This is a genomic window from Sphingobium sp. B2D3C (assembly GCF_025961835.1).
Taxonomy (GTDB): domain Bacteria; phylum Pseudomonadota; class Alphaproteobacteria; order Sphingomonadales; family Sphingomonadaceae; genus Sphingobium.
The window spans coordinates 3,154,749-3,171,942 of sequence record NZ_JAOQOK010000001.1 but is presented as its reverse complement, the minus strand read 5'-3'; the positions used below and the strand labels follow the sequence as shown (position 1 = coordinate 3,171,942).

Below are 17,194 nucleotides of genomic sequence, written 5' to 3'. Positions count from 1 at the left end.
CTCGTCCAGATCGCAATACCGCTCTGCATCCGCCTCGCGTCGATTAAAGGCCGAAGGCGACCGCCGTCCAATAGGTCGCGCCCGCGGCCAGCCAGGCCAGCCCGAACAGATAGGCCGTCATGAAAAGCGGCCAGCGCCAGCCATTGGTCTCCCGCCGGGCAACCGCGATGGTCGACAGGCATTGCGGAGCGAACACGAACCAGGCGAGGAAGGCCAGCGCCGTCGGCAGCGACCAGCGCCCCTGCAGGCGTTCGCCAAGTGTGCGGGCGGTCTCGTCCTCATCCTCGCTCGCTTCGATGGCGTTGGCCGTCGCGAGCGCCGACACGGCGACCTCACGCGCTGCCATGGCCGGGATCAGCGCCAGTGCGATTTCATGGTTGAACCCCACCGGCCGCAGCACCGGCTCGATCACGCTCGCGATGCGCCCCGCCGCGCTATACTCGACCAGGCTGGCCGAACTGCCCGCCGGCGGCTTGGGGAAGGAGAGCAGCAGCCACAGGACAATGGTGGTGCCGAAGATGATCGTGCCGGCGCGGCGCAGGAAGATCCACGCACGCTGCCACAGGCCGATGATGACGTCGCGCAGCATCGGCATCTGATATTTCGGCAACTCCATCAGGAAGCTGCCGCCGGGCCCCTTGATGACACCCATACGCAGCAGCATCGCGACGATGACCGCGCCGATGATGCCGGAGACATAAAGCGCAAACAGCACCAGACCCTGCAGGCCAACCCCGCCCCAGACCGTGGTCGAGGGAATGAAGGCGGCGATGATCAGCGTATAGACCGGCAGGCGCGCCGAGCAGGTCATCAGCGGCGCAATGAGGATGGTCGTGAGGCGATCCTTGGGGTCCGAGATGGTCCGTGTGGCCATGATGCCGGGAATGGCGCAGGCAAAGCTGGAGAGCAGCGGAATGAACGCGCGACCGGACAGGCCGACCCGCGCCATCAGACCATCCATCAGGAAGGCGGCGCGGGTCATGTAGCCCGTCGCCTCCAGCATCAGGATGAAGAAGAAGAGAATGAGGATCTGCGGCAGGAAGACCACCACTGACCCCACGCCGTTGATGACGCCCTGCACGATGAGATCGCGCACGAAACCTTCGGGCAGGATCGCTTCCATCGCTGCCTGCAGAGAGGCGAACGCTTCCTCGATCATTGCGATCGGCGCCTCGGACCAGGCGAATACGGCCTGGAAGATAACGAACAGCAGCGCCAGCAGGATGAGCGGACCCAGGAGCGGGTGGAGCACGATCCGGTCGATCTGTGCCGTGATCCGGCGGGTCGGCGTTTCGGCGACGATGGCACGCTGGGCGATTCGGCGCGCTTCGCGACGCAGATCATCGGCGTCCCGCGCTGCGTGCGTTGCGAGGACGGCGGGCGCGGGGGCATGGGCCGGCACTGCCGCCACCATGGCCGCCTTCAGATCATCCAGCCCGCGCCGGCGCACGGCGACGGTCGGGATGACCGGTACGCCGAGGTCGGTCGCAAGCTGCGTCGCATCCAGTTCGAGCCCGTCGCGGGTCGCCAGATCGACCATGTTCAGCGCCAGAACGCAGGGCGAGCCGAGCGCGATCAATTCCAGCGCGAAGCGCAGGTGATTGTCGAGATTGGCGGCATCGACGACGATGACGAGGAGGTCCGGCCGCCGTTCGCCTTCCTGATGGCCGAACACGACGTTGCGGGTCACCTGCTCGTCCGGGCTCTTCGCATCGAGACTATAGGTGCCGGGAAGATCGACGAGATCGGCTGTCCGCCCATCCGGCAGCACCAGCCTTCCGAGCTTGCGCTCAACGGTGACGCCCGGATAATTGCCGACCTTCTGGTGCGCGCCGGTCAGCGCATTGAAGAGCGCGCTCTTGCCGGCATTGGGATTGCCGACCAGCGCGATGGTGAAGCGATCATCCATCACGCCGCTGCCTCACCCGCATCAGCCGCAGTACGGACGTGGATGGCATCGGCATGCGCCGCCCGCATGGCGACGATCATGCGCCCGATGCGGCAGGCATGAGCCCCGCGACCTGTGAATCCGGCGCGATGGAGCAGTTCGACGCTGGCGCCCTCATGCAGGCCGAGCTCACGCAAGCGGCGACCGTCCATCTCGGATATGGCGTTCCAGTCGACACTGTCGACATAGGCGGGGCGATTGGGTTCTAGGGAGGTCAGGCGCAACGCAATATCGATCTCTGGTGGTTTTGCGAACGACTATCAATATCGCCCGATAGAAGCAAGGCGATGCTGGCGCGGCCGTGGCTTATCGGCAGGACGCCAGATGTTTAGCGCCCCCGGTAGCGCAGCCGGCCCAGGAAGCGCGCCATGCTGAAATGCTGGTCGGTCTGCCCAGTCAGCCGGCCCTTGGCTTTCTCGAACCGCATGATCCCTTCGATCCGCCGCGCCAGAAAGGCACGGGTGTCGGCATAATCTGCGCTCTCGTCATTGACGAAGACGAGCAGGGTCGCGGCATAGACTCCCGCCAGCGTGGTGCGCTTGGAATAATGATTATAGTCCACCGCGCGGTCGCCAGCGGCACGCCACATCGCATCGGCAGCGCGCCAGCCCAGCCGGGTCGCCCGCGGCAGGTTGAGCGGCATCGCCAGCACGGCCTGAGCGCGGCGCAGCGCCTCGCGATTGGGCGCCAGCACCGCAAGCCGGGCTTCGACCAGTGCCGTGATCCGCTCACGAATTTTCATCGCAGCCAGACGCTCCGCCGGCAGGGCATCGAGCATGGCCTGATCGACGCTGGCGAACCACGCATCGATCATGGTCAGAGCGCCGCCGGAGAAAGCCAGCGCCGCCACGTCCCGATCCACACCAGCTGTGTCGGCTGCGACCGCGAGAGCCGCATCGGACCAGCCATCGAAGGCGGCATTGGCCGCGATCAACGGCGCGAGCCGCAGTCGCAGGTCGTCCAGGGTCTCATCAGCCAGCAGACCGGCAGTCTGCGGCGCGGCGGTGGAGGGCGCGAGGGTCATGGCCCCTGCTCTACGGCATTTTCACGCGCGAGGAAATCGCTGCCGCCATCGCGATGGCCGTCTCAGCGATACTCTTCGGCGATCTCCAGCATGCGCATCGCAGCAACGGCGGCCTCGCCACCCTTGTTCTTGCGGGCCGGATCGGCGCGTTCGAGCGCCTGCGCCTCGTTTTCCACGGTCAGAATGCCATTGCCGATCGGGATGCCATCCATGGTGAGCGCCATCAGTCCACGCGCGCTCTCGTTGGAGACGATCTCGAAATGATAGGTTTCGCCACGGATTACGACGCCGATGGCGACGAAACCCTCATAGCGCCCGCTCTCCGCGGCCAGCGACACGGCAGCCGGAATCTCCAGCGCGCCGGGCACGGTGAGTACGTCGACCAGATGGCCCGCCGCCTCCAGCGCCGCCCGCGCGCCGGCGATGAGCATATCATTGAGGTGGTCATAGAAGCGTGCTTCGACGATCAGAAACTTGGCCATGTCGGTTCCTTTCAAGACATATGTTCGTGAGCTTATCTGAACGCCGTGCCGGCAATCACCGCGAGCGTGCCCGCCATCACCAGCAGACCGCCCGTCAGGCGGCGCCAGCCGAGCCTCTCCTTGAGCATCCAAGCGCCGAGCACAAGCCCGAAGACGATGCTCGATTCGCGCACCGCCGCCACCGCGCCGACTGGCGCCAGACCAAGCGCGAACAGCGCCGGGGCAAACGCAACCACGGCCATCACCCCCGCCCGAAGCCCGGCGACCTTGTCGCGGATCATGAGGAACAAGGCGTTGCGACCGTGGCGCACCACCAGCGCGGCCGGCATGGGGAATGACCCGAGCAGGAAGAACCAGGCAATGAAGGTCAGCGAATCCGGGGCAGCTCGCACGCCCTTGGCATCGACCAGCGTGTAGCAGGTGGTCAGCAGCCCGGCGATGGCAGCGGCGGCAAAGCCGGCTGGTGAAATGGAGCGGCCGCTCGCCAGCACCAATATGCCGGCGCTCACGACCGCGATCCCGGTCAGGACGAAACCGTCGAGCCGGTCCCCCAGCAGCGCCATGCCGAGCAAGGCGGTGAACACCGGCACGAAGCCGCGGGCAATGGGATAGGCGGCATTGAAATCGCTGACCGAATAGGACCAGGAGAGGACGAGTTGATAGATGGCATGAACCACGACGGCCGCGAGCAGCCAGGGCCAGAGCCCAGCGGGCGGCAGGCCGATCCACAGCACGAATGGCAGGGCGAGCACGAATTCGACGCAGCGAATCCAGGCTAGCACCGCCAGCTTGTTCTCGCCCGATTTGAGCAGCGCATGCGCTGCCGCCGAGGCGAGCGCCGAAAACAATGCGAGCAGGAGGCCGGTCAGAACCGCCGCAGCGCTCCCTTCGATCATGGTCAGACGCCCGTGATCGCCCGCTCCTCGACAACCGCCAGATCATAGCCATCCAGCGCGATCAGATTGTGGTGGCTGTTGGTGAGCAGGATCATGTCATGCACGCCGAGATCGGCCAGGATTTGCGCGCCAACGCCATAATCGCGCAGCTCATCCATGCCGGCAGGGCTCGCCTCACCGGTACGGATCTTCATCTGCCGGCTGAACCGGTCTTCGCTCGGGCGATTGATGACGACGATGACGCCGGCCCCTGCCTCGGCGATCATTTCCATCGCGCGGGAGAGCAGGCTGGCGCGCGGCCCTTCTTCCCCGAAAATATCGGTGAAGACAGACACCTGATGCATGCGCACGAGCGTCGGCTGCTCGGGCGTGACATGCCCCTTGATGAGCGCAACCTGTTCGGACTCGGTCGCCCGATTGAAGAAGGTCACCGCGCGCCACTCGCCGCCCCAGCGGCTGGTGAACGTGGCTTCTGCGCGCCGCTCCAGCATGTGATCGTTGCGGCGGCGATAGGCGATGAGATCGCGAATGGTGCCGATCTTGAGGCGATGCTTCTGCGCGAAGGGGATGAGATCATCGAGGCGGGCCATGGTCCCGTCGTCCTTCATGATCTCGCAGATCACGCCGGAGGGATTGAGCCCCGCCAGCCGCGAGACGTCCACGGCCGCCTCGGTATGGCCGGTGCGCACGAGCACACCGCCGTCGCGCGCGATCAGCGGGAAGACATGCCCCGGGGTCACGATAGACTCGCGCCCCTTGGAGGCATCGATGGCGACGGCGACGGTCCGTGCACGATCGGCTGCGGAGATCCCGGTGGTCACGCCCTCGCGGGCCTCGATCGATACCGTGAAAGCCGTCTCATGCCGGGTGCCGTTGCTGGCGCTCATCAGGTTAAGGCCCAGCGTTTCGACGCGCTGACGGGTCAGCGCCAGACAGATGAGGCCGCGGCCGTGCGTGGCCATGAAGTTGATTGCATCCGGGGTCGCCATCTGCGCAGGGATGACCAGATCGCCCTCATTCTCGCGATCTTCGTCGTCGACTAGAATGAACATCCGGCCATTGCGCGCCTCGTTAATGATCTCCTCGGCGCTAGCCAAGGCCGTCCCGTGCGCGCGGGCAAGCAGATAGCTTTCCAGCTTGCCCAGTGTGTCGGCGGTGGGATTCCAGTCGGCTTCATCCAGCCGGCGCAGGCTGTTGGCGTGGAGCCCGGCGGCACGGGCGAGACCGGAGCGGGACAGAATGCCATCCCGCACCAGCTTACGGACGTTTTCGATCAATTCGCTGCTCATGACGGGCAGATATCACATTGTAATGTGATTGCCAACGTTTCCCGGCAGCTGCGCCTTAGTTGCGGGCCTGATGATCCTTCATGCGCGCCAGATATCGGGCCAGCACGTCGATTTCCAGATTGACCGGCTGGCCCGGTGCGAGCTGGCCGAAGGTCGTCACCGACCAAGTGTGCGGAATGATGTTGAGGCCGAAGGTCGAACCCTCCGGACCGTCTTCCACGGAATTCACGGTCAGCGATACGCCATCGACCGTGATCGACCCCTTGGCCGCGACATAGGGGGCAAGATCGGCCGGAAGCCGCACGGTGACCCGGTGCGAATCACCTTCGGCTGTGATGTCTGCGACTTCGCCGATGCCATCGACATGACCCGTGACGATGTGCCCGCCCAGCTCGTCCCCGAGCTTGAGCGCGCGCTCCAGATTGAGCAACCGCCCTTCTGCCCAGGCGCCCTGCGCGGTGCGCGAGACGGTCTCGGCAGACAGATCGACCGCGAACCAGTCGGCGCCCTTGTCCACCACGGTGAGGCACACGCCGGAACAGGCGATGGAAGCGCCGATATCCACGCCCTCCATGTCGTAATGGCAGCCGATGACCAGACGCAGGTCGCCGCGCTGCTGCGCGCTCTGGATGGTGCCGATGTCGGTGATGATGCCGGTAAACATGCCTGCTGCTCTATGCGGGCCGCACGCGTTCGTAAACCTCCAGCCGGTCTGGCGCGAAATCGCGCGCGTCGACCAGCCGCCAGCGACCGTGGGCCTCGGCCAGACGATTGAGCCCGATGTCGCCCAGCGCCGCCTTGCCGCGCCCGATGAGGATCGGCGCGCGATACAGCAGCAGACGATCAACCAGATCGGCCGCAAGAAAGGCGCCAGCCGTCTGAGCGCCGCCCTCGACCATCAGATGATCGCCGGGAAGGCCCGCAATTTGAGCCGGCGTCTGGATCGAAAGCCAATCATCCGGCGCCGCACCGCTGCGACTTAGGAGCACCCGGACGGGCGAACGCGACTCCAGCCCGGGCAGGCGCACGTCCAGCCGGGGCTGATCCTGTGCGAGCGTGCCGCGCCCAACCAGGATCAGCTCGTGCCGCGCCCGCTCCAGATGGGTATGTGCCCGCGCCGCCGGACCGGTAATCCACTGGCTCGTCCCGTCTTCCAGCGCAATGCAGCCATCGAGCGAAGTGGCGAGCTTGAGCGTCACGTGAGGTCGCCCCGCCCGCTGGCGCGTGAAGAAGCCAGCCATTGCGGCCCGCGCCGCGGGCGCCAGCTTTGGCAGAGTATCGACGATCAGCCCCGCGTCCCGCAAGCGCGCGATGCCGCGACCGTTGGTCCGTGGATCGGGATCGCCTGCCGCCACGACGACGCGGCGCACGCCGGCCTCCACCAGCAGATCCGAACAGCAAGGGCCGCGCGCGGATTGGTGCGCGCAGGGCTCCAGGCTGACATAGGCCGTGCTGCCCCGCGCCGATGCCCCGGCCATGGCCAGTGCCATCGCCTCGGCATGGGGGCGGCCGCCAGGCTGCGTCCAGCCTCGCCCGACGACGCGGCCTGCGGCATCGAGCATTGTGCATCCGACATTGGGATTGGGCGCGGTGCGACCGCGGGAACGGTGGGACAAGGCGATGGCTGCCATCAGCCAGGCGCTGTCGCCCGGAAGAGTCAGGGCGTTGCCGTGGCGGTGTTGCCCGCTACGCCGCCTTCCTTGGCCAGAGCCGCAGCAAGCTTCTGCTGCAGCTCCTTTTCCTTCGCATCGAACAGTTCTTCGCGCTCGCGCTTGGTGCGCGCGGCATCTTCGCGCCAGTCGATACCGAGACTATCGGCGAGGCGCTGAAACTCGCCCTGCTTGCTCTCAAGCGCCACCCGATACCGCGCGAAATCCTCAATCTGGCGCTGGATGATCGCACTGTCCGGCCGGTTGGCCTCCCAATTCTCGATGTAGATGATCTGCCGTTCCTGCTCCGGCTTGCGCGAGTCGATCGCGAACCCCCAGAGCAGAACGCCAGTCAGCGTCACCGAGAGCGCAAGAATGCTCCAGCGGTGCGGGCGATCGGGCGCGAACATCTCGCGCAGATCGGACGCAGCACTCCGTGGAGAAACCGGGCGGGGAAAAATGGCCATGGCGCCTACATAGGGAGGCACCATGGCCTTGAAAAGCAGCGCGTCATCGTGACGCCCCGCTTAACGCTCCAGTTCGAAGCGCAAGGTGAGCACCTGCTCGGACGCGACCGGTACGCCATCCCGCGTGGCCGGGCGGAAACGCCAAGCCCGCAGCGCGTGGCGCTGGGCCGCCTCGAAGAAGGCCGGATCGCTCGCGCGGACCTGCTCGACCGCGGTCACCCGTCCACGCTCGTCGATGCTGACCCGCACCGTGACGCTGCCCTCGCGCCCTTCGCGCTGCATGGCGGGCGGATAAGGCGGGCGAAACCGGTCAGCAAACCGCGCATCCGGCTGAGCGGGCACGATGACTGGCGCAGCGGGCGGCGTGACGATGGTCTTGCCGGCATCCGGGTCAGGCAAAGGCGGGTAGGGCTTCGTCGTCAAATCGGTCATGGTGCCGAGGTTGATTTGCGGATCGACCCTCACCGGGTCGCGTGGCGTATCGAGCGGGCGAGCCGGCTGAGTCTCCACTTTCGCGTCCGGCTCCGGTGTGACGGGCGGCGGCAACGGAGCGGTCGGCACGAACCGTACATCAATGGGAGGGGTCGGTGCGGGCCTCAGATAATGTGTGGCCGGCAAGGCGATCAACAGCCCGATGAGCCCGCCATTAAAGGCAATGGCCGCTGCCAGCGCGCCCGGTGACCGCCGGGCCGCATAGCGGGTCCGGGGTGCATAGGATGATTGAGACGACACAAGGGACATGACACCTCTCCTAATTTTATTTGTGATGTTATACTATCACTAAAAAGAGGCTACGCGAAGCGGTTTTTATCGGGTGTCAGAGCGCGCATGGATCGGCCGCCGGCGGGCGTTACCGGCGCCGACGATCGCTCAGCTGCTGGCGGCAGCGCGCAGCCGTGCGAGCGCGCGATCCTGCCCGATCAGCGGCAGCAGGGCGGCCATGTCAGGGCCGTGATCCACGCCGGTCAGGGCGAGGCGCAACGGCAGGAAAAGCGCCTTCCCCTTGCGCCCACTGCTCTGCTTGAGGGCGCTCGTCAGCGTGCGCCAGGGATCGGCGGCAAAGTCGATATCCGCTGCCACCTCGGCAGCCTGGGCGAGGAACGCGCGGTCGTCGGCATCGAGATCGGGCCGCGCGATCTCACCGTTGAGCACCGCCACCCAACCCGCTGCCCCGGCTACCGTTTCGAGGTTGGGCTGCACGACTGGCCATGCGGCAGCATCGATCTGCGCCGGGAGGCGATCGGCGACCGCCTCATAGGGCAGCATGTGGACGATCTTGGCGTTGAGGCCGAACAGCTCTTCATCCGAGAAGCGGGCGGGCGCTCGCCCGAAATGCGCGAAATCGAAGCGCTCGACCAGCGGGGCCATGTCGATCACCGGCTCCACCGGATCGCTGGTGCCGAGCCGCGCAAGCAGCGCGCTGATGGTGATCGCCTCGACCCCCGCTTCCCGCAGATCGCCAACGCCGACCGCGCCGAGTCGCTTGGAGAGCTTCCCTTCCGCGCCGGTGAGCAGGGCCATATGGGCAAACTGGGGCAGCGGCGCGCCCAGCGCAGCAAACATCTGCAACTGCGTGGCCGTGTTGGAGACATGATCCTCGCCGCGCAGCACATGGGTGACGCCCATGTCGATATCGTCGATCACCGAGGGCAGCATGTAGAGCCAGCTTCCATCGGCCCGGCGAATCACCGGATCGGAGAGCAACCGGGGGTCGAAGTGCTGGTCGCCCCGGATCAGGTCGACCCATTCGATCGGCGCATCATGATCCAGCTTGAAGCGCCAGTGCGGCTGCTCGCCGGCCGCCTGCTTCGCCGCGATCTCGTCCGCGCTCAGCGCCAGCGCCGCACGGTCATAGACCGGGGGCAGACCGCGCCCGAGCAGGATCTTGCGCCGCAAGTCCAGCTCCTGCGCCGACTCAAAGCAGGGATAGACCCGCCCGGCGGCCCGCAGAGCCGCCAACTTCTCCTCATAGAGATCGAACCGCGCGGACTGGCGCACCTCGCCGTCCATATCGAGGCCGAGCCAGGCGAGATCAGCCCGGATGCCCTCGACAAAGCGCTCTTCGCTGCGCGCGGTGTCGGTATCATCGATGCGCAGCAGGCACTGCCCGCCCATCTTGCGCGCCCACAGCCAGTTATGCAGCGCCGCGCGGATGTTGCCAACATGCAGATGGCCGGTCGGCGACGGCGCGAAACGGGTGATGACGGTCATGGTTCAGGCGGTCCGGAAAGCATTGGTGATGGGATAACGTCGGTCGCGGCCGAAATTGCGGCCACCCAGCTTCACCCCCGGCGGCGCCTGACGACGCTTATACTCCGCCACATAGAGCAGCCGCTCGATGCGGGCGACGGTTGCGCGATCGAAACCCATGGCAGCAAGCTGATCGACCGACTTTTCCTGTTCGACCAGGCCGTAGAGGATGGGGTCCAGCACCTCATAAGGCGGCAGGCTGTCCGAATCCTTCTGGTTCTCGCGCAACTCTGCGGTGGGCGGCTTGGTGATGACCCGCTCCGGCATCACCGGCCCATCCGGCCCTAGCCCAAGCGACGGCTTCTCCGCGTTGCGCCAGCGCGAGAGATCGAACACGGTTGTCTTATAGGCATCCTTGAGCACCGAATAGCCGCCGGCCATGTCGCCATAAATGGTGGCATAGCCCACGCTCATTTCGCTCTTGTTGCCGGTGGTCAGCAGCATGTGGCCGAACTTGTTGGAGAGCGCCATCAGCGTCACACCGCGAATGCGCGACTGGATATTCTCCTCGGTCAGATCCGCGGTCCGCCCGGTGAACGCCTCCGCCAACATGGCATCGAACGCGCCGACAGCGGGTGAAATCGGGATGGTATCGAGCCGGCAGCCGAGCAGCCGCGCGCATTCCGCTGCATCGTCCAGGCTTTCCTGGCCGGTGAAACGCGACGGCATCATCACGCACCAGACGCGATCCGCCCCCAGCGCATCCACCGCCACAGCTGCGGAAAGCGCGCTGTCTATCCCGCCCGAAAGGCCCAGCACCACGCCGGGAAAGCGGTTGCGATTCACATAGTCGCGCAGGCCCACGACCATCGCGTGATAAATATCCGCCGGATGCGCATCGAGCGCGTGCACCTCGCCCGGCTTGCAGAACCACCGGCCATCGTCGCCTCGGTCCCACTGAGTGATGACCAGCGCTTCCTCCCAGTCCGGCAGCATATGGGCGATGTCGCCATCCGCATTCAGCACGAAGGAAGCACCGTCGAACACGAGCTCGTCCTGCCCGCCGACGCGGTTGAGATACAGGAGCGGCAAGCCTGTCTCGTTGACGCGCTCCATGCACACGCCGCGGACGCGGAAATCATCCTTGGCCACCTCATAGGGGCTGCCGTTGATCGAGATGAGCAGCTCCGCGCCCTTTTCCGCCAGATGCCCGGTGACGAAGGGGAACCAGATGTCCTCGCAGATCGGCAGACCCAGCTTCACGCCGCGAAACTCGACTGGGTCGGGCAGTGGCCCGGGCGCGAACAGGCGCTTCTCATCAAAGGTTCCGTAGTTGGGCAGCTCGCGCTTCTGGCGGATCGCGACGACCTTGCCGCCATCGAGCAGCGCCACGCAATTGAACAGCAGGCCTTTGTTGGCGATGACCGTGCCGACAAGCATCGCCGGGCCGCCATCCGCCGTCGCCTCGGCAAGCCGATGCAGCGCGGTCTCGGCGCGTGCGGCCAGCGCGGGCTTGAGCACCAGATCCTCGGGCGGATAGCCGATGAGCTGCAACTCGGGATACACGATCAGATCCGTGCCCTGCTCGCGTGCTTTGTCCCGGCAGGCCAGCATGGCCTCTGCATTACCCGTGATATCACCCATGCTCTGGTTGAGCTGGGCCATGGCGATCCGGAGAGAGGCTGTCATAGCGCCGCTTTATGGGCGGGCGGGGGCGGGAGCAAGGGCGTCGCCGAGCCGGATATGCGGCCTTGCCGCACCATTGACCGCAACCCCTTGTCCCCGAACCGTCACAAGCGCCTTTTCAGCGGCGCACCTGCTCGCTAGAGGGGCCGCGACAACCGCAGCCATGGGGACCCCGACATGAAGATCATCTCTGGCAACGGCAACATGCCGCTCGCCCAGGCGATTGCCGATTATGTGGAGCTCCCGCTCACCGATGCGAGCGTGCGGCGTTTTGCGGACGAGGAAATCTTCGTCGAGATCCACGAGAATGTGCGCGGCGAGGATGTGTTCGTCGTCCAGTCGACCAGCTATCCGGCGAACGACAATCTCATGGAACTGCTGATCATGATCGATGCGCTCAAGCGCGCCTCGGCGCGGCGCATCACGGCGGTGGTTCCCTATTTCGGCTATGCCCGGCAGGACCGCAAGCCCGGCCCGCGCACGCCGATCTCGGCCAAGCTGGTGGCGAACCTCATCACCACCGCCGGCGCCAACCGCGTTCTTTCGGTCGACCTCCATGCCGGACAGATCCAGGGCTTCTTCGATATCCCGACCGACAATCTGTTCGGCGCGCCGGTGATGTCCGCAGACATTCAGGCCCGTTTCCCGAATGAGAATCTGATGGTCGTCTCGCCGGACGTCGGCGGCGTGGTCCGTGCTCGCGCGCTGGCCAAGCGGCTCGACAATGCCCCGCTCGCCATCGTCGACAAGCGCCGCGAGCGCGCCGGCGAATCGGAAGTGATGAACATCATCGGCGACGTGAAGGGCCGCTTCTGCATCCTGATCGACGACATCGTCGATTCGGCGGGCACGCTCTGCAACGCAGCCGCCGCGCTGAAGAATGCCGGCGCGACCGACGTCGTGGCTTATGTGACGCATGGCGTGCTCTCGGGCGGCGCAGTCGCGCGGGTGGAAGGCTCGGCTCTGCGCGAGCTGGTCATCACCGATTCGATTCTCGCCACGCCCTCCGTCGCGGCCTCGACCAAGATCCGTCAGTTGCCGATTGCGCCGCTGCTCGGTGAAGCGATCCGCCGGATCGCGGACGAAAGCTCGGTCAGCTCGCTGTTCGACTGATCGGGCGCCGGGGCAGTTCCCACGGCCGCAGATCAGAAACCGGCGTCGAGTCGGCGCAGACGCATGGTGGCGCCGATGAAGCCCATCACGCAGATCATCAGCGACCAACGCGCCGCCTCGGGCGCGGAACGCAGCAACAGCGCAAGGCCCAGCGCCGCGAACAGAGCCATTATTGCGCCTGCGATCCTGCCAAACCCGAACATGATACGCCTTCCGCTCCCGCGATAGCCGATGACACGGATTCGCCATGCGCCGAACAGCGGCTGACAATCCACGACATTGACGGTGCCGGCCGGCCCAAACCGGGGGGGCGCGTCGATTTTGGGAGAGACTGTGTCATCCAATCCACAGCCAAGGCGGCACGAACGGTCCGCCCAGCAAGGGATGCGCCCAGGTGGCACCGAGCCAGAGGATGACGCCGCCGAGCACCGGAACGACGCCCGGCCACAGCGCGTGCCACTCCGCCTTCCCGGACAGGAGCGCGACGAATGGCACAAAGCTCGTGCGCGCCTGCCACTGGCGCCATGGCGCACCCAGGAGCCGAGCCTTCTTCCGGTCCTGCCCCAGCGCGCCCACACAAGCGAGCACGGCGATGCCGCCCGTGAGGATCAGCGTCCGTCCGGATGGCCAGAGCGTGGCGTGAACCAGCGCCCAGAGAATGAAGCTCCACATCATCGGGTGGCGCGTCACGGCATAGACACCCCGGGCGCGCTCGGGCGCGGTCATCTGCCCGGTGGGGTCGACCATCGCGGGATTGCCGATGAGCGAGCCAACCAGCATCACGCCGGCGAGCGCCATCACCAGCCCGCCAAGGTGCCACAGGCCGATGGGCGCGATCCACAGCAGCGGCGCGGCGGGCGCGGCCCGGAAAGCGAGGATCGTCCAGCCCAGCGTGGCAAAGGCGGTGAGGGTATAGAGGCCAAGAAAGCCCCGCTCGCCCAGCCCCGCGACCAGAGGCGCGCGAAGGGGATGGGACAGGAGAAGGTGCATGCCCACGAAGCTCCCCATCGCCAGAGCCAGATGTATCAAAGCCTGCATGAGACGTGCCTCCTCAACGCTGCCGCCTGTGCAGCTTCTACACCGAGTCTGACGGTGCTGAAACGCTGGCCTTGATGCCATCACGCTGCCAATAGGGCCCCATGAATCGCGCCGCCCTGCCCATATCGTCCGACGCACCCTTCGTGCTGCTCGATGATGCGCGGGCAGACGGATCCGGCAGGGCGACGCTGTTCCGCGACCCGGTCGAGATCATCCGCGCCGATCGGCTGGTCGATGTGTTGCCTGCGCTGGCGCGGGTTGAGGCGGCGGTCAAAAGCGGGCTGCACGCCGCCGGCTACCTCTCTTATGCGGCGGGCCACGCCTTCGAGGCGCGGCTGAACGGCTATGTGCCGCGCGAGGGCGATGCCGGGCCCTTGCTCTGGTTCGGCTTGTTCGACGCGCCCCAGCCCATCGCGGCGGATGCCGTGGACGCGCTGCTCCCGGAGACGCCCGTCACGATCGGCCCGATCCAGCCGATGATTTCGCGCGCCGACTATGACTGCGCCATCGGGACGGTGCTGGACTATATCCGCGCCGGTGACATCTATCAGGCGAACCTGACTTTCCCCGCGCGCGTCGCCATCGATGGCGATCCCCTCGCCGCCTATCGCGCCATCCGGCCCCGTGCCGCCGCCGGCCACGGCGCCTTGCTGCGCCATGATGGACGGCATGTCCTGTCTTTCTCGCCTGAGAGCTTCTTCACGCTGGCCAATGGCATGGTGACGACCCGGCCGATGAAAGGCACCGCGCGGCGCGATGCCGATCCGGACCGCGATGCCGCCGCCGCGCGCGACCTCGCCAGCGACCCCAAGCAGCGCGCCGAAAATCTGATGATCGTTGACCTGTTGCGCAACGACATCTCGCGCGTGACGCAGGCGGGCAGCGTCGCGGTCCCGGCGCTCTTCCATGTCGAGCATTATCCGACGGTCCATCAGATGATCTCCGTCGTCGAGGGCCGGCTGCAACCGCAACTTGGCCCGGCGGACGTGCTGCGCGCCCTCTTCCCCTGCGGATCGATCACCGGCGCCCCCAAGCTGCGCGCCATGGAGATCATCCGCGAGGTCGAACGGTTCGGGCGCGGACTCTATACGGGCAGCATCGGCCATATTGCACCGGACGGCACCGCACGGTTCAATGTCGCCATCCGCACCATCGTGTTGGAGAAGGATGCGCGGGCGGGCATCGTGGGGCTGGGCTCCGGCATCGTTGCGGACAGCCAGCCCGAGGCAGAATGGCAGGAATGCCTCGACAAGGGACGGTTTCTGGCCGTTGAGGAGAACGTGCTTTGATCGCAAAGGCCCATCATTTCGACCTCATCGAAACCATGGCCTTCGATCCCGAAATCGGCCTGCCGCTTCTCGACCTTCACATCCGGCGACTCGAACGCAGCGCGCACGAACTTGGCTTCATTCTCGACCGGCATGAGCTGCGCAACGAACTGCAGGCCGCGACCTTCGGCTTTGTCGAGCCGAGGCGCGTGCGCATCCTGCTCGGCCGGATCGGCACGCTCAGTATTGAGGTTCGCGAAATGCCGCCCTTGCTGGAGGGACCGGCGTCGGTGAGCATCGCGCCTCGCCTGCTCGGCGGAGACGATATTCGCGTGCGGCACAAGACCACGGACCGGCGCCATTACGAGGTGCCCCTGCGGCAATCGGGCACGTTCGAAGTGCTGCTGACCGACGAGGCCGGCTATCTGACGGAGGGTTGCTTCACCAACCTGTTCGTCCAGCGGGGCGAAACCCTGCTGACGCCGCCCCTTGCACGCGGCCTGCTGCCGGGCGTGTTGCGCCAGAGCCTGATCGACCAGGGCAAGGCGCAGGAGGCCGACCTACGGCCCGAGGATCTGTCGGATGGCTTCCTCATCGGCAATGCCGCGCGCGGGCTGATGGCTGCGAGGCTGGTTGCGCCGCAAGGCTGAGCGCACTATGCACCGCGCCGTCCGGGAGCGTCCCGGGCGCCACGCGCATCATCCCTGACTGTCAGGAGCTTTCCATGTCCCGGACTTCCGCCGCCCTCGGCCGTATTCAGCCCAGCGCCACGCTCGCGATGACCGACAAGGTCATTGCCCTCAAGCGGGAAGGCAAGGACATCATCGGCCTTTCCGCCGGCGAGCCGGACTTCGACACGCCCGATTTCGTGAAGGATGCCGCCATCGCCGCGATCCGCGGTGGGCAGACCAAGTACACGAATGTCGACGGCACCGCCGAGCTGAAGGAAGCGATCGCAGCCAAGTTCAAGCGCGATAACGAGCTCTCCTACAAGACGAGCGAGATCAGCGTGAACTCGGGCGGCAAGCACACTCTGTTCAACGCGCTGATCGCGACGGTGGAAGCCGGCGACGAGGTCATCATCCCCGCGCCTTATTGGGTGAGCTACCCCGACATCGTGAACTTTGCCGGCGGCACGCCGGTGATCATCGCGGCCGGTGCCGACCAGCTCTACAAGATCACGCCGGCCCAGCTCGACGCGGCGATCACCCCCAAGACGCGCTGGGTGCTGCTCAACTCGCCCTCCAACCCGACGGGCGCGGCCTATTCCGGCGAGGAGTTGATGGCGCTCGGTGAGGTGCTGCGCAAGCACCCGCATGTGCTGATCCTCACCGACGACATGTACGAGCATGTCTGGTATGCGCCGACCCCGTTTAAGACGATCGCGCAGGTCTGCCCGGATCTCTACGAGCGCACGCTGACGGTGAACGGCGTGTCCAAGGCTTATTCGATGACCGGATGGCGCATCGGCTATGCCGGTGGTCCGCAGTGGATCATCAAAGCGATGGCCAAGCTGCAGTCTCAGTCGACCTCCAACCCCTGCTCGATCAGCCAGGCCGCGGCGACGGCCGCACTGAATGGCGACCAGAGCTTCCTCATCGAGCGCAACGAGGCATTCCGCAAGCGCCGCGATCTGGTGGTGGCCATGCTGAACGATGCGCCGGGCCTCAATTGCCCGACGCCGGAAGGCGCCTTCTACGTCTATCCCGATGCCGCCGGCTGCATCGGCAAGACCACGCCCGAGGGCAAGACCATTGCCACGGACGAGGACCTCATCACCTATTTCCTCGAGAGCAAGGGCGTCGCAGCCGTCCACGGCGGCGCCTTCGGCCTCGCCCCGGCCTTCCGCGTGAGCTACGCGACCTCGGAAGAAATCCTGCGCAAGGCCTGCACGCGCATCCAGGAAGCCTGCGCCGCGCTGAAGTGATAAAGGACAGGCCGGCCTGAGCGGGAACGCTGGGCCGGCCTGCCTCCAGCGCTGCTTGATGGGCGCCATTGCCGGCGTCGGCACGGATATTCTTCGAGCAGCTCTCCGTTCGTCCTGAATAGCTGCTGAGCCCGTCAAAGCAGCGTATCGAAGGACCGGCCCGTGCGCTGCGATGCTTCGATACGGCTCTTCGATATGCGCCTGCGGCGCTCCTCAG

At 66.1% G+C, this 17,194-nt stretch carries 18 protein-coding genes; 4 read left to right on the top strand and 14 right to left on the bottom strand.

The genetic code is table 11. The annotated features are described in order from the left end of the window. Window positions 1-43: 43 nt before the first annotated feature. From feoB to M2339_RS14700, 12 genes are all read right to left on the bottom strand, one after another. Window positions 44-1,909 (bottom strand): ferrous iron transporter B, encoded by a 1,866-nt coding sequence (gene feoB / locus M2339_RS14755; RefSeq protein WP_181561161.1) that lies wholly within the window; start codon window positions 1,907-1,909, stop codon window positions 44-46. Further along, on the bottom strand, window positions 1,909-2,172 hold the full coding sequence (locus M2339_RS14750) for a FeoA family protein (protein ID WP_181561160.1): 264 nt from the start codon (window positions 2,170-2,172) through the stop codon (window positions 1,909-1,911). The genes feoB and M2339_RS14750 overlap by 1 nt, the downstream gene beginning before the upstream one ends. Window positions 2,173-2,276: 104 nt before the next feature. After that, window positions 2,277-2,972, bottom strand: coding sequence for a COQ9 family protein (locus M2339_RS14745; RefSeq protein WP_264573941.1), 696 nt, complete (start codon window positions 2,970-2,972; stop codon window positions 2,277-2,279). A gap of 62 nt (window positions 2,973-3,034) precedes the next feature. Beyond that, window positions 3,035-3,454: a 6,7-dimethyl-8-ribityllumazine synthase gene (ribH, locus tag M2339_RS14740; protein WP_264577097.1), complete on the bottom strand. Its 420-nt coding sequence runs from the start codon at window positions 3,452-3,454 to the stop codon at window positions 3,035-3,037. A 32-nt stretch (window positions 3,455-3,486) separates the two neighbouring features. Then, window positions 3,487-4,350, bottom strand: a complete 864-nt coding sequence (locus M2339_RS14735) for a DMT family transporter (protein ID WP_264588094.1) — start codon at window positions 4,348-4,350, stop codon at window positions 3,487-3,489. A gap of 2 nt (window positions 4,351-4,352) precedes the next feature. After that, window positions 4,353-5,639 (bottom strand): 3,4-dihydroxy-2-butanone-4-phosphate synthase, encoded by a 1,287-nt coding sequence (gene ribB / locus M2339_RS14730; protein ID WP_264588095.1) that lies wholly within the window; start codon window positions 5,637-5,639, stop codon window positions 4,353-4,355. A gap of 55 nt (window positions 5,640-5,694) precedes the next feature. Next, complete coding sequence (locus M2339_RS14725; protein ID WP_264588096.1) at window positions 5,695-6,303, bottom strand: riboflavin synthase; 609 nt, start codon at window positions 6,301-6,303, stop codon at window positions 5,695-5,697. A 10-nt stretch (window positions 6,304-6,313) separates the two neighbouring features. Continuing rightward, on the bottom strand, window positions 6,314-7,270 hold the full coding sequence (gene ribD / locus M2339_RS14720) for a bifunctional diaminohydroxyphosphoribosylaminopyrimidine deaminase/5-amino-6-(5-phosphoribosylamino)uracil reductase RibD (RefSeq protein WP_264573943.1): 957 nt from the start codon (window positions 7,268-7,270) through the stop codon (window positions 6,314-6,316). A gap of 26 nt (window positions 7,271-7,296) precedes the next feature. Then, the gene (locus M2339_RS14715) at window positions 7,297-7,755 is read right to left on the bottom strand and encodes an OmpH family outer membrane protein (RefSeq protein WP_181561153.1); all 459 of its coding nucleotides are present in this window, start codon (window positions 7,753-7,755) and stop codon (window positions 7,297-7,299) included. Window positions 7,756-7,815: 60 nt separating this feature from the next. Next, window positions 7,816-8,496 (bottom strand): energy transducer TonB, encoded by a 681-nt coding sequence (locus M2339_RS14710; RefSeq protein WP_264573944.1) that lies wholly within the window; start codon window positions 8,494-8,496, stop codon window positions 7,816-7,818. A 129-nt stretch (window positions 8,497-8,625) separates the two neighbouring features. After that, a complete protein-coding gene (gene gltX, locus M2339_RS14705) occupies window positions 8,626-9,966 on the bottom strand; it encodes a glutamate--tRNA ligase (RefSeq protein WP_264573945.1) in 1,341 nt (446 codons plus the stop codon). 3 nt (window positions 9,967-9,969) lie between these two features. Then, a complete protein-coding gene (locus tag M2339_RS14700) occupies window positions 9,970-11,634 on the bottom strand; it encodes an NAD+ synthase (protein WP_264573946.1) in 1,665 nt (554 codons plus the stop codon). 174 nt (window positions 11,635-11,808) lie between these two features. On the opposite strand from M2339_RS14700, the gene M2339_RS14695 reads away from it, so the two are divergent. Then, on the top strand, window positions 11,809-12,744 hold the full coding sequence (locus tag M2339_RS14695; protein ID WP_181561149.1) for a ribose-phosphate pyrophosphokinase: 936 nt from the start codon (window positions 11,809-11,811) through the stop codon (window positions 12,742-12,744). A 32-nt stretch (window positions 12,745-12,776) separates the two neighbouring features. Here M2339_RS14695 and M2339_RS14690 read toward each other — a convergent pair whose 3' ends face one another. Both M2339_RS14690 and M2339_RS14685 read right to left on the bottom strand, forming a co-directional pair. Beyond that, window positions 12,777-12,914, bottom strand: a complete 138-nt coding sequence (locus M2339_RS14690; RefSeq protein ID WP_264577676.1) for a hypothetical protein — start codon at window positions 12,912-12,914, stop codon at window positions 12,777-12,779. 166 nt (window positions 12,915-13,080) lie between these two features. After that, a complete protein-coding gene (locus M2339_RS14685; protein WP_264588097.1) occupies window positions 13,081-13,782 on the bottom strand; it encodes an NnrU family protein in 702 nt (233 codons plus the stop codon). A 101-nt stretch (window positions 13,783-13,883) separates the two neighbouring features. Here M2339_RS14685 and M2339_RS14680 point away from each other — a divergent pair, with 101 nt between their 5' ends. The 3 genes from M2339_RS14680 to M2339_RS14670 all read left to right on the top strand — a co-directional run bounded on the left by M2339_RS14680 (window position 13,884) and on the right by M2339_RS14670 (window position 16,977). Further along, window positions 13,884-15,071: an aminodeoxychorismate synthase component I gene (locus M2339_RS14680; protein WP_264606447.1), complete on the top strand. Its 1,188-nt coding sequence runs from the start codon at window positions 13,884-13,886 to the stop codon at window positions 15,069-15,071. A 35-nt stretch (window positions 15,072-15,106) separates the two neighbouring features. Continuing rightward, window positions 15,107-15,700 carry an aminotransferase class IV gene (locus tag M2339_RS14675; RefSeq protein ID WP_264588407.1) on the top strand — a complete coding sequence of 198 codons (594 nt, stop codon included), beginning with the start codon at window positions 15,107-15,109 and terminating at the stop codon, window positions 15,698-15,700. A gap of 74 nt (window positions 15,701-15,774) precedes the next feature. After that, entirely contained in the window at window positions 15,775-16,977 is a 1,203-nt protein-coding gene (locus M2339_RS14670; RefSeq protein ID WP_264583821.1) for a pyridoxal phosphate-dependent aminotransferase, read from the top strand. Window positions 16,978-17,194 lie beyond the last annotated feature (217 nt).

Excerpts from the sequence above, each read along its gene's own strand:
- feoB (WP_181561161.1), bottom strand. The coding sequence starts at position 1,909 with ATGGATGATCGCTTCACCATCGCGCTGGTCGGCAATCCCAATGCCGGC.
- M2339_RS14745 (WP_264573941.1), bottom strand. The coding sequence starts at position 2,972 with ATGACCCTCGCGCCCTCCACCGCCGCGCCGCAGACTGCCGGTCTGCTG.
- ribH (WP_264577097.1), bottom strand. The coding sequence starts at position 3,454 with ATGGCCAAGTTTCTGATCGTCGAAGCACGCTTCTATGACCACCTCAAT.
- M2339_RS14735 (WP_264588094.1), bottom strand. The coding sequence starts at position 4,350 with ATGATCGAAGGGAGCGCTGCGGCGGTTCTGACCGGCCTCCTGCTCGCA.
- ribB (WP_264588095.1), bottom strand. The coding sequence starts at position 5,639 with ATGAGCAGCGAATTGATCGAAAACGTCCGTAAGCTGGTGCGGGATGGC.
- M2339_RS14725 (WP_264588096.1), bottom strand. The coding sequence starts at position 6,303 with ATGTTTACCGGCATCATCACCGACATCGGCACCATCCAGAGCGCGCAG.
- ribD (WP_264573943.1), bottom strand. The coding sequence starts at position 7,270 with ATGGCAGCCATCGCCTTGTCCCACCGTTCCCGCGGTCGCACCGCGCCC.
- M2339_RS14715 (WP_181561153.1), bottom strand. The coding sequence starts at position 7,755 with ATGGCCATTTTTCCCCGCCCGGTTTCTCCACGGAGTGCTGCGTCCGAT.
- M2339_RS14710 (WP_264573944.1), bottom strand. The coding sequence starts at position 8,496 with ATGTCCCTTGTGTCGTCTCAATCATCCTATGCACCCCGGACCCGCTAT.
- gltX (WP_264573945.1), bottom strand. The coding sequence starts at position 9,966 with ATGACCGTCATCACCCGTTTCGCGCCGTCGCCGACCGGCCATCTGCAT.
- M2339_RS14700 (WP_264573946.1), bottom strand. The coding sequence starts at position 11,634 with ATGACAGCCTCTCTCCGGATCGCCATGGCCCAGCTCAACCAGAGCATG.
- M2339_RS14695 (WP_181561149.1), top strand. The coding sequence starts at position 11,809 with ATGAAGATCATCTCTGGCAACGGCAACATGCCGCTCGCCCAGGCGATT.
- M2339_RS14690 (WP_264577676.1), bottom strand. The coding sequence starts at position 12,914 with ATGGCTCTGTTCGCGGCGCTGGGCCTTGCGCTGTTGCTGCGTTCCGCG.
- M2339_RS14685 (WP_264588097.1), bottom strand. The coding sequence starts at position 13,782 with ATGCAGGCTTTGATACATCTGGCTCTGGCGATGGGGAGCTTCGTGGGC.
- M2339_RS14680 (WP_264606447.1), top strand. The coding sequence starts at position 13,884 with ATGAATCGCGCCGCCCTGCCCATATCGTCCGACGCACCCTTCGTGCTG.
- M2339_RS14675 (WP_264588407.1), top strand. The coding sequence starts at position 15,107 with ATGGCCTTCGATCCCGAAATCGGCCTGCCGCTTCTCGACCTTCACATC.
- M2339_RS14670 (WP_264583821.1), top strand. The coding sequence starts at position 15,775 with ATGTCCCGGACTTCCGCCGCCCTCGGCCGTATTCAGCCCAGCGCCACG.